The sequence below is a fragment of the Enterococcus olivae genome, from assembly GCF_053760925.1.
This window is the reverse complement of record NZ_JBSMVT010000029.1, coordinates 21,476-36,258: the sequence shown is the minus strand read 5'-3', so window position 1 is coordinate 36,258 and position 14,783 is coordinate 21,476. Positions and strand designations below refer to the sequence as shown.

The 14,783-nt window shown below is 39.4% G+C and carries 14 protein-coding genes; 8 read left to right on the top strand and 6 right to left on the bottom strand.

Annotated elements, in window-relative coordinates:
* Window positions 1-267 precede the first annotated feature (267 nt).
* A complete protein-coding gene (locus tag ACWODM_RS14250) occupies window positions 268-1,014 on the bottom strand; it encodes an Abi family protein (protein WP_455322018.1) in 747 nt (248 codons plus the stop codon).
* Between the two features lie 297 nt (window positions 1,015-1,311).
* Window positions 1,312-2,031 carry a LexA family transcriptional regulator gene (locus ACWODM_RS14245; RefSeq protein WP_455322017.1) on the bottom strand — a complete coding sequence of 240 codons (720 nt, stop codon included), beginning with the start codon at window positions 2,029-2,031 and terminating at the stop codon, window positions 1,312-1,314.
* Window positions 2,032-2,291: 260 nt separating this feature from the next.
* On the opposite strand from ACWODM_RS14245, the gene ACWODM_RS14240 reads away from it, so the two are divergent.
* The 4 genes from ACWODM_RS14240 to ACWODM_RS14225 all read left to right on the top strand — a co-directional run bounded on the left by ACWODM_RS14240 (window position 2,292) and on the right by ACWODM_RS14225 (window position 5,869).
* Entirely contained in the window at window positions 2,292-2,930 is a 639-nt protein-coding gene (locus ACWODM_RS14240; RefSeq protein WP_455322016.1) for an ABC transporter ATP-binding protein, read from the top strand.
* Window positions 2,923-3,708, top strand: a complete 786-nt coding sequence (locus tag ACWODM_RS14235) for an ABC transporter permease (RefSeq protein WP_455322015.1) — start codon at window positions 2,923-2,925, stop codon at window positions 3,706-3,708. The genes ACWODM_RS14240 and ACWODM_RS14235 overlap by 8 nt, the downstream gene beginning before the upstream one ends.
* Before the next feature lie 110 nt (window positions 3,709-3,818).
* The gene (locus tag ACWODM_RS14230; RefSeq protein WP_455322014.1) at window positions 3,819-4,781 is read left to right on the top strand and encodes a glutathione S-transferase family protein; all 963 of its coding nucleotides are present in this window, start codon (window positions 3,819-3,821) and stop codon (window positions 4,779-4,781) included.
* Between the two features lie 77 nt (window positions 4,782-4,858).
* The gene (locus ACWODM_RS14225; protein WP_455322013.1) at window positions 4,859-5,869 is read left to right on the top strand and encodes an alpha/beta hydrolase; all 1,011 of its coding nucleotides are present in this window, start codon (window positions 4,859-4,861) and stop codon (window positions 5,867-5,869) included.
* A 42-nt stretch (window positions 5,870-5,911) separates the two neighbouring features.
* On the opposite strand, the gene ppdK is transcribed toward ACWODM_RS14225, so the two are convergent.
* The gene (gene ppdK, locus ACWODM_RS14220) at window positions 5,912-8,524 is read right to left on the bottom strand and encodes a pyruvate, phosphate dikinase (RefSeq protein ID WP_455322012.1); all 2,613 of its coding nucleotides are present in this window, start codon (window positions 8,522-8,524) and stop codon (window positions 5,912-5,914) included.
* Between the two features lie 179 nt (window positions 8,525-8,703).
* Between ppdK and ACWODM_RS14215 the strand changes: the two genes are divergently transcribed.
* Entirely contained in the window at window positions 8,704-9,333 is a 630-nt protein-coding gene (locus ACWODM_RS14215) for a CBS domain-containing protein (protein ID WP_455322011.1), read from the top strand.
* An 11-nt stretch (window positions 9,334-9,344) separates the two neighbouring features.
* Entirely contained in the window at window positions 9,345-10,154 is an 810-nt protein-coding gene (locus ACWODM_RS14210) for a pyruvate, water dikinase regulatory protein (RefSeq protein WP_455322010.1), read from the top strand.
* 60 nt (window positions 10,155-10,214) lie between these two features.
* Here the strand turns inward: ACWODM_RS14210 and srlE are convergent, their stop codons facing one another.
* From srlE to ACWODM_RS14195, 3 genes are read right to left on the bottom strand one after another with little or no spacing between them, the layout of a single operon-like run.
* Window positions 10,215-11,234 (bottom strand): PTS glucitol/sorbitol transporter subunit IIB, encoded by a 1,020-nt coding sequence (gene srlE / locus ACWODM_RS14205; RefSeq protein WP_455322009.1) that lies wholly within the window; start codon window positions 11,232-11,234, stop codon window positions 10,215-10,217.
* Between the two features lie 18 nt (window positions 11,235-11,252).
* Window positions 11,253-11,771 carry a PTS glucitol/sorbitol transporter subunit IIC gene (gene srlA, locus ACWODM_RS14200; RefSeq protein ID WP_455322008.1) on the bottom strand — a complete coding sequence of 173 codons (519 nt, stop codon included), beginning with the start codon at window positions 11,769-11,771 and terminating at the stop codon, window positions 11,253-11,255.
* Between the two features lie 12 nt (window positions 11,772-11,783).
* Entirely contained in the window at window positions 11,784-12,164 is a 381-nt protein-coding gene (locus ACWODM_RS14195) for a transcriptional regulator GutM (protein ID WP_455322007.1), read from the bottom strand.
* Window positions 12,165-12,423: 259 nt separating this feature from the next.
* On the opposite strand from ACWODM_RS14195, the gene ACWODM_RS14190 reads away from it, so the two are divergent.
* Window positions 12,424-13,671 (top strand): NAD(P)H-dependent oxidoreductase, encoded by a 1,248-nt coding sequence (locus ACWODM_RS14190; protein WP_455322006.1) that lies wholly within the window; start codon window positions 12,424-12,426, stop codon window positions 13,669-13,671.
* 97 nt (window positions 13,672-13,768) lie between these two features.
* On the top strand, window positions 13,769-14,722 hold the full coding sequence (locus ACWODM_RS14185) for a sugar-binding transcriptional regulator (RefSeq protein ID WP_455322005.1): 954 nt from the start codon (window positions 13,769-13,771) through the stop codon (window positions 14,720-14,722).
* Window positions 14,723-14,783 lie beyond the last annotated feature (61 nt).

Below are 14,783 nucleotides of genomic sequence, written 5' to 3'. Positions count from 1 at the left end.
CTGATAACAGTTAACCTGGCAACTAATAAGTATTGGAGATGGTGCGAAGTAAGATTGATAAAAAATGGATAAAGGATTAGATTTAATACAATGTCTTATCACGATTCTAATGATTTGATGAGAGTGTCAAAACAATGATGAAATCATTTAGTTCTTATAAATTAGACAAGAGAAAATAAATATTCCATATCTACTTTATTGGATCCATAACATGACTAAATTCTGAATACTTTTTAAAGATTATCATTTGGTAAAACTGAATATAAGTTAATTATATAGACTGAAAATTTGAATTTCTTCAATATATTTTAAGTTGTTTTTACATTTAAAATCAAAAAGCTTGTTATTATGTGCAACACAATTTCTTATATCAATCAAATTAAATAGAATGCTCTCAACTTCTTTAGGTTCAATGATAATTTTTTTATTTAAATTACTTTCTAAATAATAAGATAAATCTTTGGCAATCGTATTTTTTAATTTATTGTCAAAATGTGTATAAATACGGACAATCTGTCCAAAAGTTAAATGACTAATTAAAACCCATAAAGGAATATCCTGATGATTTTGATAATAGTGCTTAATAGCATTGGCTTTTCTATCTCTAATTTGAGAAGTGATCACTTTGGATAAAACAGAAATTGAATTGGTGAGTTGAAGAATATTACTATCATCATAGCTACTAGTCTTTAAATAAGCAAAAGGAATATCACGGTAGTATTCAGAAAATCTGTGTGAAACAATTGATTTAAAATGTTTTTCACACTCAATTAAAAATTTGAATAAAGTAGAATTTAGTTCAGTATCAAAAATATGAACGAGTCTAATTTCTTCGAAAGTAGCATGTTCAATGTAACGATTCTCTTCTTCTTGAAAAAATTTGCTATAAACATTAATTACTTTGTAATAGCTATGTTCTAGTAAATATCGTTTTGTTTTTTCTTTATTACAAATAGTTAATCCTCGTTCTTCAAGTAAATCCATTTGTTCGTCCAATGTTTTAAATGGTTTCATTTCGATAATTCCTTTCTCAGATAAACAAAGACACCTCTCATTCATAATAGAATAAGAGGTGTCTTGCGCGAATAGGTCCTCCATTACAGGTCAGATACCTATTGCTAATCTGTTCTCTTATTATAGCTATAGATGATAATAAAATCAATCGTTAAATCTAAATTTAATTTTCCAGCAAGCAATAGTTGAGAAATGATACCTAGTGCATCATATCCTTCTATCCATTTTTTGGAGTCATGACAAAGCTGTTTAAATCGTGTTTTTGACAGATTCAAAAAAGTATATTATCTCGCTTATCTAAGACACGACTTTGCCCACGATTCGGATGTCATTCTCTTCATTTGCGTAGATATCTTTATATTTTGGATTTAAGGATACTAATCTCAATCGACTCTCTTCGATATAAATTTTTTTAATAAAAGCTTCATCATCGATTTGAACCACCATAATAGCTCCGTTGATAGGATACACCATCTTCTCAACGAAAATTATTTCTCCATCTTCAAACATGGGTTTCATGGATTCACCCTCGACTTTGAATGCTAAGTCAAAATATTTTGGTAATTTTCCTTTGTAAGAAACTTGATCAATATGGTCTGGATCTAAATCTAATGTCCCTTTTCCAGCTGACACTTTAGATTGTAAGGAAAGTACCTGTGATTCCTCAGCTAAATCGTTTCTCAAATTAGTTATTTTTTGTTTTTGTTGCTCTTCTAATTGAAGTTCTGCGTAGCTATAAACCTTTTTCTTTCGTAAATTTTCTAATCTATTGTAAATAGTAGCAAGATCGTTTTCTTCTCTATAGGTTGTATCGATATCACTTTTTAAAATGCCCAAAAAATCAGCCATTTTTTGGATTACTCTTTGAGAAGGATTCGACCGCAAATTCATATAATCACTCATAGTAGAAGGAGAAATTCCGATTGAGTTAGCCAATTCTTTTTGTGTAAGACTATTTTCTTTAAGATACGCTTTGATATTGCTAGCAATGATTTTGTTTCGGTCGCTATGTTTCATTTTTACTCCTCCTTTTCTTTCATAGTACATCAAAAGAAATAAATGGTAAATAAAAAATACGAAATTTTCGTATTTTTTATTGTAACTGTTGATCATAAATTCTAACTAGAACTACCAGCCAATTGATCAAAAACACAGACGCACTCTTTGAAGGACTTGTTCCACACATAACATTAGTCAAAGAAGGAGATTCGATTTATAATAAAAAAAGGATATTAAAATCGTATCAAGAAGATTTATCAGCTAGGGGGAAAGAAGGAATGGTGCTTCTAAAAATAGACCACATATCTTATGTATCAGAAAAGAAATTTATACTAAAGGATGTCTTTCTAGAGGTTGAAAAAGGGGAGTGTCTAACTATCAGTGGTCCTTCCGGTAGTGGCAAGAGCACGCTGTTAAAAATGATTGCCTCTTTAGTCACGCCTTCCAGTGGAGAAATCTATCTTAATGACAAGGCACAGTCGGAATTTCAACCTCATAAGTATCGTCAAAAAGTTTCTTACTGTTTTCAACAACCTGTTTTATTTGGTGAAACGGTTCGAGACAATCTTCTGTTTCCATTTACGATTCGCAAAGAGGTGTTTGACGAAAAAAAAGCAGTAGGACTGTTAGAAAAAGTGATGCTTTCTGCTTCTTTTCTGGATCAGAAAATCACCTCTCTATCTGGAGGAGAAAAACAAAGAGTGGCATTGATTCGTCATTTGCTTTTCTTACCTGAAGTTTTATTATTGGATGAAGTCACCGCTGGATTGGATGATGAAAACAAAGAGATCATTCACCAGCTGATCGATCATTTGAAAGATCAGGGCGTGACGATTCTTCAGATCACCCATGATTCAACGGAATTAGCGAAAGCTGAAAAAGTAGTCAGGATGGATGGAGGGAAACTGTATGAGTAGTCAGTTGAGTGTGAACAATACTTCGTTGATCTTTTCCTTTTTATTGGTTGTACTTGCTATTTGTATTAGTAGTAAAGAGCGTCTGGGTTTAACGAAAGATATTTTTTTTAGTACGATTCGAGCAATCATTCAATTAAGTATCATTGCCTATGTTTTGAAATATGTGATACAAGTAGACAATGTTTTGTTGACGGTTGCGATGAGTTTTTTTATTATTCTAAATGCTTCATGGAATGCGCATAAACGTAACCCTAGTCGACAAAAAGTGTTTTGGCACTCCTTATTAGCGATTGGAACAAGCACCTATGTCACTTTGGGGGTATTGATCGTTTCTGGTTCCTTGCAATTCATTCCAACCCAAGTTATTACGATCACCGGAATGATTGCTAGTAATTCGATGATCGCGATTGGTTTGTGCTATCGAAATTTGAATGCGCAATTCAGAGATCAACGACAGCAACTTTTGGAAAAACTGGCTCTTGGGGCAGAGGTGAAACTGGCAGCAAAAAGCATTTTACAGGAGAGTATTCGAGTGGCGATGCAGCCGACGATCGATTCTGCCAAAACCGTGGGATTGGTCAGTTTACCAGGGATGATGTCGGGCTTGATTTTTGCAGGAGTTGATCCAGTTCATGCAATCAAGTATCAGATCATGGTGACCTTTATGCTTCTATCCACAACAAGTTTAGGTTCGATCATTGCTGGCTACAGCAGTTACAAAAGCTATTTTAACGAACGACAACAGTTGATTGATCCATTGGATGAGACGGCAAAATAGAGTGATAGAAAAAATCCTCAAAAATATCGAACTGAATCAGATTGAGTCAAGTGTTGAAAAAGTTTTTTAGTGGCAGTCAGAAATTTCAGAATAACGAAAGGAGCAATACAATGGGACTATTAGTAGACGGTCAATGGCATGATCAGTGGTACGATACCAAGAGCAGCGGGGGACGATTCATTCGTCAGGAATCACAGTTTCGCAATTGGATTACGCCTGACGGCAAAGCGGGGCCAAGTGGCGAGGGCGGTTTTAAGGCGGAGCCGAATCGTTATCATTTGTATGTTTCTCTAGCTTGTCCTTGGGCCAATCGAACGCTGATCATGAGGAAGTTAAAAGGTTTGGAAGGAATGATCTCTATTTCGGTTGTCCATCCATTGATGGTAGAAAATGGATGGACGTTTGAAAAACAGGCTGGAGTGATCCCTGACCCGGTCATCCATGCGAAGTATCTGTACGAAATCTATACGCATGTTGAGCCAACATACAGCGGACGAGTGACTGTACCGATTTTATACGATCTAAAACAGGATAAAATCGTCAGCAATGAGTCTTCTGAGATCATGCGGATGTTGAATGCTGCTTTTGATGAAATTGGAGCCAGAGAAGGCGATTATTATCCAGAAGCATTGCGAGAAAAGATCGATGCGATGAATGACAAAATTTATCCAAAGATCAATAATGGCGTCTACAAAGCTGGTTTTTCCACCAAGCAAACAGTCTACGAAGAAGAGGTCAATCAGTTGTTTGCGGCTTTGGATGAACTGGAAGAGCACTTGGAGCATCATCGATATCTAGTTGGTGAAACGGCGACAGAAGCAGACTGGCGTTTGTTCACGACCCTGATCCGTTTTGACAGTGTCTATTACGGTCATTTTAAATGTAGTATTCGTCGTTTGACGGAATACAAAAACCTTTGGCGTTATACACGAGAATTGTATAATTGGCCAGGAATCAAAGAAACCGTCAATTTCGAACATATCAAAGACCATTATTACCGTAGCCATAAAACGATCAATCCTACTGGAATCGTGCCTGAGGGACCCGTATTGGACTTTAGTTTACCTGATTAGAAAAAAATGCTCACAGCAACGGTCCCGAATGTTTGGATACTCATTCGGGATCGTGTGACATATGAAGGAGGAACAAAATGACGAAACAAAACCTGCAAAACTATTTGCGTGATAAAACAAAATCAGGCGTTTTGGATCCACGAGCTTTTGAAGAGATCGGTGGTAATCAAACGGAAAGCAAATCGGTCAGAACGCCGACCTTGACCGAGCTCAGAGATGGCATGGGTTGGCCAGCGAAAGACATCACCAATCATGAGCTGCTCATGGAAGACCGCATTATCAAAGGACATATCTCTACTAGAACCTACCGTCAAAAAAGACTGGCGAATCGCTCTTTGCCTGTTTTGTTCTTTATCCATGGTGGGGGTTTCTTTGGCGGCTCCATTCAAAATGTTGAACAGATTTGTCGAACCTTTGCCGATCGGGCAGAGCTGGCAGTTGTTTCGATCGGTTATCGCTTAACGCCCGATCATCCGTATCCTGCAGGCTTACTGGATTGCTACAACACGGTCGAATATTTTGCAAGCAATGCTGTACTTGAAAAAGTTGATCCCCAGAGCTTTTTCATTTCTGGAGATTCAGCAGGGGGCAATCTTTCGATCACTGTTTCATTACTGGACCATGTGTATCTGCAGACCAATTATCTGTCTAAGATCGTTGCCTATTATCCAGTGGTTGAACTTCTTTCAGCAGGAGAAGGCCCCCATTGGGATGTCACTGAGGTTCCTGTAAAAGATGCGAAAGAACGCGCACTGGTCCATCAATACATCAAGGATTTCGGCAAGCAAGAAGAGCATGCACCGATCAATGACTGGTATGCGGGCAAGGCGAATAAAATGAATCCACTGATTTCGCCTTTGTTTGCAACAGATGAGATGCTGAGACAGCTGCCACCAATCAAGATCATTATGGGAGAATTCGATCCCTTAAAATTACAGACGGATGTCTTTGTTGAACGGCTGGCAGAGTTAGCGATTCCTTATGAATATGTGATTTACAATGGAATGGTCCACGCCTTCATGGACAAGATCGGTGATTACAAACAAGCAGAAGCAGGTGTACTGGACGCGATAGATTTTCTCCTGTGAACAGAAAAACGACAGAAATCTACTGACTTCTGTCGTTTTTTATTACACAGCTGTAATTTTTGCTTGCGCAACAGCTAAACGGGCAGCGGGGATTCGGTAAGGAGAGCAAGACACGTAATCGATCCCGATTTTTTGCAGGAAGGGAATCGAGTCTGGATCGCCACCGACTTCTCCGCAGATTCCGATCATCATCTGTTCTTTGGTTTGCCGCGCTTTGGTTACGGCTGTCCTGATCAACTCACCGACACCTTCCTGATCGAGTGTTTGGAAGGGATCCTTGGTCATGATCGCTTTTTCTTTGTAGGTGTTGATGAATTTTCCGATATCATCACGAGAAAAGCCATAGGTCATTTGAGTCAAGTCGTTGGTACCGAAACTAAAGAAATCTGCATTTTCAGCCAGTTGATCAGCGATCAGGCAGGCACGAGGCAATTCGATCATCGTACCGATCTCATAAGGGAAAGGGCTGATTTCGTGTTTTTTGAAGGTTTCCTCAATGGTTGCGATCAAAAATTCTTTGACATAAGCGAGTTCTTCTTTTTCGGCGATCAAAGGAACCATGATCTCTGGGACAACGGTTTGTCCTTCTTTGGTCAGCTGGATTGCACTGTTGAAGATGGCTTCGACCTGCATTTGATAGATCTGCGGTTCAGTGATTCCCAAGCGACAGCCGCGATGACCTAACATTGGATTAGTCTCCTGCAAACGTTCGATCCGGTGTTCAACAGCAGAAGGTGCTTTGCCTAATTTTTCTGCTAACTGTTTGATCTCGTTAACATCATGAGGTAAAAACTCATGCATTGGTGGATCAAGCAAACGAATGACCATCGGCTTGTCTTGGACTGTTTGGAACATTTGGTAAAAATCCTCCTGCTGGAAAGCGAGTAATTTTTGCAAGGCTGATTTTATTTCCTGTTCATTTTCTGCTAAAATCATGCGCCGCATTTCTAGTACGCGCTCTCCGCCGAAGAACATGTGCTCGGTTCGAGCCAAACCAATTCCTGTTGCTCCAAACTCCATTGCTGTGGTCAAATCCTGCACAGTCTCTGCGTTTGCTCGGACTTTGAGTGCGGCGTATTCGTCTGCCCAAGTAAGCAACTGCTGGAGATCCTGATCATTTTCTGCTACTACGGTAGGAATCTCGCCTAGATACAGGCGTCCGGCCGTCCCGTCTACGGAAAGCAGATCACCTTCTGTCAAGGTTTGATCACCGCAGATGACAGTCTTGCTTTCCTCATTGACAGTCAGTGCTTCACAACCAGTAATACAACAAGTTCCCATCCCTCTGGCGACAACTGCCGCATGGGAGGTCATTCCTCCTCGACTGGTAACGATGGCTTCACTGACGATCATTCCTTCAATATCTTCGGGGGAGGTCTCTTGGCGAACCAGAATCACTTTTTTTCCAAGATTGTAATACTCTTTGGCTTTTTCAGCAGTGAATACGATCTCTCCTGTGGCCGCACCCGGACTGGCAGGCAAACCCTCAGCTAAAAATTCTGCTGATTGCAAAGCAATTTTATCGAAAATTGGATGGATCAATTGATCGATGGTTTCTGGTGTCACTCGTAAAAGTGCTTGATCTTTAGTGAGGACACCTTCAGCGACAAGCTCTAGTGCGATCTTCAAAGTCGCTTTAGCTGTACGCTTCCCATTTCGTGTCTGCAAAATAAAGAGCTGCCCGTTTTCAATGGTGAATTCGATGTCTTGCATGTCTTGGTAGTGGGCTTCCAAAGTCGCCGCGTGTTTTTCAAAAGCGGCATAGGCTTCCGGTATTTTTTCTTTCAAATACTCGATCGGTTCAGGAGTCCGAATGCCGGCAACGACGTCTTCTCCTTGAGCATTGATCAAAAATTCCCCAAACAATTTGTTTTCCCCAGTTGCAGGATTTCTTGTGAACACGACACCTGTTCCGCTTTGGTTTCCGCTGTTTCCAAAGACCATGGCTTGTACATTGACCGCAGTTCCTAAATGATGAGGGATCGCATGGAGCTCGCGATAAACTTTTGCCCGCTGATTGTTCCATGATCGAAAGACCGCTTGTGTTGCTTCAAACAATTGTTCGAAGGGATCTTGCGGAAATTCCTGATTGTTTTCTATAAAGAGCTGTTTGTAGTCTTCGATTAGTTGTTGATGTTCTTCTTTGTTGAAGGTTTTGGCGGTTTTCTGTAACTTCTCTTCCGCTTCTCGCAATAGAACATTGAATTTTTCTTTGTGGATCCCGTAAACCACGTCCCCAAACATTTGCAATAAACGTCGATAACAATCGAAGGCGAAGGGCAAGGTCGTTAATTCAGCGAAAGATTGCACCCGAGCGTCATTCAATCCTAAATTAAGAATCGTATCCATCATTCCTGGCATGGAAAAGGCTGCACCGCTTCGCACAGAAACTAACAGCAGATCGTCTTGGTCAGTAAAAGATTTGTGTGTTTCTTTTTCTAGGTTTTGAATCGCTTTCAATATTTCGGATTTTAATTCTGCTTCAAAAAAATCAGCGTCAGAAAGATAAGTCATACAGCTTTCAGTCGTGATCGTAAATCCTTGAGGAACCGGCAAGCCCAAGTGGGTCATTTCAGCCAAATTGGCTCCTTTTCCGCCTAAAAGTTCTTTGTCTTTGCTTCGACCTTCGTTGAAAACATAAATTAATTTCTTCATAATGAACCTCCAATTTTAATATGTATCACATTTAAGGATGTATCCATCATAATATGTGGCATATATGCTTGTCAATAGAAATATAGTGCTTTTTTAAGTTGAATAGCTCAAATATATGTGTATAATAAAAGCTATAATGATGGAATATGCTGATAGAGCATTTGCTGGAGGAGGGTAAAATGAAACTAAGTGAAAGACAGGAGAACATTATTCAACTGGTAAAGGAATTTCAACCAGTCAGTGGGGAAAGGATCTCTGAATTGCTGGAGGTTTCTCGAGCTACTTTGAGATCGGACCTCACTTTTTTAACATTGGTAGGTATCTTACAAGCGACACCGAAAGTCGGTTATACCTATGCGGGAAGCAGTGTGGAAACTTTTTTCTTTTTTGACATTTTTAGTACAAAAGTCAATGAGATCATGATGCCGCCCTTATTGATCCACCAAAATATGTCGATCAGGGATGCGATCACGAACTTGTTTATGTATGATGTGGGGTCGCTTTATGTGACTGATGAAAAACAAGAGCTGATTGGTGTGTTGTCTCGAAAAGATTTACTGCGTGCTTCATTGAATTCAGACATCGACAATACGCCGGTTGCTGTCTGTATGACGAGAGTTCCCCATATCAAGGTTTGTACAAAGAATATGGATATTTTGGAAGCTGCTAGTATTTTGCAGGATTTTGAAGTAGATTCTTTGCCGGTCGTGGATGAAGAGAAACCGGAAAAAGTCATTGGGAAAATCACGAAATCCCGTTTGCTGAACTTTATTATCCAGCAAGCAAGAAAAACAGAACTAAATCGATAGGAGAATTTGTTATGAAAAATGAAATCGTTATCTATACAGTTTCTGACTCGTTGGGTGAAACCTCACAGAAATTGTTGGCTGCCGTTACTGTTCAATATCCTGAATTGGATTTCAAAAGTGGTTATAGATTTCCCTTCGTCAATAAAGAAGAGGAACTGCTTGATATTTTAGCGGATGCATTGAAGGAAAAAGCTGTAGTAGTCAGTACATTAGTCAATCATCAACTAGCAAAAGCTGCACAAGACTTTAGCCAACGAACAGGCTTGAATTATATCGATCTGATGAATCCTTTTTTTGAGATCATCAAGTCAAAAACAGGTGTCGATCCAATCGAGAAGCCTGGAATTGTCCATAAACTGGATACGGAGTATTTCAACCGTATCACTGCCATAGAATTTGCCGTAAAATATGATGACGGCAAAAATCCTCAAGGCTTTTTAGAATCAGATGTGGTGTTGCTAGGGGTTTCTCGTACATCAAAAACACCGTTGAGCATGTATCTAGCCAATAAAGGCTATAGGTTGTCCAATCTTCCGTTGATTCCGGAAGTCCCTTTACCTGCTGTTTTGGATCAAGTGGAAAAGAAAAAAATCATCGGCTTGGTTTGTCATCCGGATAATTTATCAAGGATTCGTGGCAATCGGTTGGATTCACTAGGCTTGAATCATTCCACTAGCTATACGAATTTAGAAAAGATCCGTAAAGAGCTGGAATATTCTTATGAAGTTTTCGATAAATACGCCGCCTGTGTGATAGATGTGACGGACAAATCGATTGAGGAGACCGCCTATCATATAGAAGAATATTTGAAAAATATGTAAGAAAGAAGACCTTTACGGAAAGTTGCCGTAAAGGTCTTCTTTGGTATTCAAAGAGAAATTTTAGTACATCCCGAAACTTGCCAACCAAGCAAGAATTACTGAGACCGGACCTGTCAGCAGACGAGAGAAGAGTACGGCAGGTACCCCGATCTCTACAGTATAAGGTTCAGCTTCTGCTAGGGTCAAACCAACGGGAACGAAGTCCGCACCTGCTTGAGAATTGATCGCGAACAGGGCAGGAAGGGCCATGGCAGGACTAATACTTCCTTTGCCGATTTCCACACCCAACAACACGCCGACTACTTGAGCGATGACGGCTCCAGGACCTAAGACAGGTGAAAGAACTGGAATCGAACAAATCAGTGATAGGATGATCAAGCCAATAATGTTTCCAGACAAAGGTTTCACACCAGAGGCGATCACGTCACCGATTCCCGTATAGGTGATCAAACCAACAAGCATACTAACGAAAGCCATGAATGGTAAAATATTTTTGATAACGATCTCAAAGGTATCACGACCAGCTTGATAGAAGATACTTACAACTCTTCCGACCGCACGACCTAATCGGTTGATAAAACCAAGAAGTCCACCTTGCTTTTCGGCAACCTCGTCTTTGGCTGCTTGAACTTTTTGTTTTGCAGCAGCATACTCTTCCTTGGTCGGGCTACCGGATTGGACAGGTTTAGCAGATGCTGTTGTTTCAACGTTACCTTCAGTTACAGCGACATCATGGACAGTGACACCTGAAACAAAATTTTCTTCATTGATAAATTTCATCAGTGGACCAGAAGGAGTGGTGGCATGGACATTGACTGTCATTACATTTAACTTAGGATATACGCCACATCTTGCTGTACCACCGCAGTCGATAACGGCACAAATCATCATTTCCGGATCTACCTTTTCTTTGAAGCCATCGTGTGCATCCACTCCAAGGATGTCAGCGATTTTTTGTGCTACAGGATGAATGCCACCACCTGTAATAGAAGCAACGACTTGTCTTTGATCAGAAGGTTCAAGTACCAATGGACCGCCCCAACCATTTTTACCTTTATTAACGATTACTTTATTTGTCATTGAAATTTCCTACCTTCCTTATGCGTGATCTTTCCACATGATTTTAGTTAATGTCTCTGTAACGATTCCTCGAATAGTAATAACAACTAAACCTACTAAGAAGTAACGAACGGCTAGTGGCATTATGGAAAGACCTAGAACAGTCAAGCCAGAAGAAATACCAGTCCAAACAAACAATTCTCCTGCGTTCGCATGTGGAAACAGACCAGTAATCGGATGAACGAAGGAAACTGCTGCATCATAGAAAGCAGGTTTTTGTTTTTCATCTAAAAAACGACCAAATGAATAGCACATTGGGTTTGTCAAAAAGAAGACGGCTAATAAAGGAAATACACTGTATCTAAGAATGATGTTTTTTGTACAGAATTGGGCAAATCTCGTTACCCTGTCTTCACCTACCAAAGCAATAACTGCGTTAACAAAAGTTAAAAGAACGATTAGTGTCGGTAGGATCCCAGTAATCAATCCAACAAGATTTTCTCCCCCAGCGTTAAAAATACCAATAAATTTTTCTGCGACCAAAACTAAAAAATCCATTATAATTCCTCCTTATTTTGATTTCTCATTATTAATAAAAGCTAAAGCCTGCTCAAATGCTTGGACGCGTCGTTGATTTTTGATTTCATTTATAATTTCAGTTGTTTTCTTTCCGATGAATTCTTTTTTCACTTTAAAACGAGAAAAAACAGTGACACCTGACATTTCTCTGAAATCAAGAATGTTATCCGACGCGTCGGTGACAACGATCAATACAACTCCTTTCCCTAAATTATATTTCGCTTTTGATACGCCAACTCCTAAAAAACCAGATGAGCGATGTTTGTTTTCATTGATTACTTTCTGGTAATTTTTGTGTTGCAAATAAGACATCATAATTTGGAGCAACCAACAACCAATCAATAGAATCATTAGTCCTAAATATTCAAACATTTTTTCCTCCTCCTTTTTTGTAAGCGGTTTACGTTCCATACTTGGATAATAAAGGGACACCAAAAAAAAGTCAATAAATATTTCACATTTTTTACATTATGGAACATATGTCAAATTTGTGAAAAAATCGTGGCGTTTTGTAAACTTGTTGTTATTCATTAAAAACGATAGAGAAAGCGTTGACAAAAAATCGCTAGGATTCTATTATGGGCATGTATCATATGTTACGCATAGAAAAAAATGTTAAGGAGTGGAAAAAATGACAATTTATCAACAGTTATTAGAAAGAGAAAAACAAGGAAATCCAATCAAAGTTGGTGTCATTGGTGCAGGTCAAATGGGTACTGGAATGATTGCGCAAATCGCTACTATTCCAGGTATGTCAGTAACTGGAGTTAGTGATATTCGTCTGGAAGCAGCCCAAAAAGCAGCTGATGCTTATCACGCTTCATCAACCAATCCTAATAAAGTATTGACTGTTACTGATTATAAAGAAGTCATTTATTCAGAGGAGGTTGAAGTTGTTGTCGATGCAACGGGTGTTCCGGAGATTGGGGCTAAAATCGCGTTGGAAGCATTGATTGCTAAGAAGCAGTTAGTGTTATTAAATGTAGAGATCGATATCACAATTGGTCCATTGATGCACAAACTTTATCAATCAGCTGGACTTGTTTATACAGGTTCTGACGGAGATGAACCAGCAGCAACAACTGAACTGTTCGAATTTGCGAAATCAATGGGAATGGAAGTGCTAGTTGCTGGTAAAGGTAAAAACAATAAATTAAGAATTGGTGCAAACCCAGATTCTGCTCAGGCAGAAGCCGATGAGAAGAAAATGGCTTCACACATGTTAGCTGCTTTCCAAGATGGAACGAAAACTATGGCTGAGATGAATTTACTGTCCAATGCAATTGGATTTGTCCCAGATAAAGTTGGGATGCATGGTATCTCTGGAAATGTTGACTCTGTTTTGGATGATTTGAACTTAAAAGAAAATGGTGGGATTTTAAGTCAATTTGGTGTTGTCGAATATGTAGATGGGTTAGCACCAGGTGTGTTTGTCATTGTGAAGGGTCAAAATGAAGCTGTTAAGCATGAGTTGAGTTACTTAATGAAAACTGGAGATAGAGAGCACCATATCTTATACCGCCCTTATCATTTGGCTAGTTTGGAAACACCGATCACAATTGCGAAAGCGGTGTTAAGAAACGATCATGCAATCGTGCCAATGGGAGCTCCAATTTCTGAAACGGTTGCTGTGATCAAAAAAGACATCGAAGTTGGTGAGCGACTAGATGGAATCGGTGGTTTCTGTGTACGTGGCGTATTGGAAACACATGTAGATATGGTGAAAGAAGGACATGTTCCGATTGGTCTGATCTCTGGTGAAGTTGTAGCCAAGCGAGCAATTAAAACAGGGACCTTCATTACAGAAGATGATGTTGAATTGGATCAATCAACAACTGTGTGGAAGTTAAGAAAACTACAAGACAGTACCTTCCAGTAATCATCTATAAAGACCGTTCAAAAAATGATAAAATCAATAGTAAATAGGTCATAGTTAGATAAGCTGACGTGAAAATTTATTATTGGAGGATAAGAAAATGGGATATTCAGATGATACAAGATTATTGGTTGAAATCGCTTCAATGTACTATAAGGATGGTGCAAAGCAGGAAGATATTGCAAAAAAAATCAGTATCAGTCGCTCCCTGGTTTCAAAGTATTTGGCAAAGGCGAGAAATCTTGGTTTAGTGGAAATCATTATCCATGATGACTTAGTTCATCCCTACAAGAAGCTAGAAGAACAGGTAAGAGAAAAATACCATTTAGATGAAGTGATCTGTGTTCCTTCTACAGGAACGGAAGCGTTGACCAAAAGATTGGGGACAGCTGGCTCTAGATATTTATCAAGAGTCATCCAACCCCATCACACAGTCGGCGTTTCAGCTGGAACAGCCGTCCGAGAAGTAGCCGAAACCTTTTCAACAAAGAATTATTTGACACGTGTCAAATTTATTCCTCTTGTAGGGGGCTTGGGGCAGGAGCACATTAACCTACAAGCCAATGTTCTTTGCGAATTGTTTGCAAGAAGATGCGGTGCTACGGCAGTGGAGCTTCACGCACCGATTACGGTGGACACTGCCGAAGCAAAAAAAATCTTTTTGGAACAGTCTTTTATCAAAAGAGTATTCGATGAAGCGCGAAAGGTAGACATTTCCATTGTTGGGATCGGTGGTGCACCAGTCTATACAACCATGACAAAGGCTTACTTAAAAGGAGAAAAAAGTATCCAAAGTGATTTGACCAGTGATGAGATTGTAGGAGATATCTGTTACAACTTCATCAGTAAAGAAGGCGATCTGGTGGATGGTATTTGGAACAGTCGAGTATTGTCGATAGGTTTTGATGATCTCAGGAAAATTCCTAAGAAAATTGCAGTTGCCGGCGGAGAAGAAAAAGTTGAAGGGATTCGAGCGGCGTTAAACGGAAATTTAGTGAATGTACTAATTACAGATGAAGATGCAGCAAAAATTTTAGCCTCAGATCCTGTCTAACCTTTTCGCTCATCTTTGGATTTCTAAAAGAGGCATATAGTAATATTCGCTTTCATAAAGG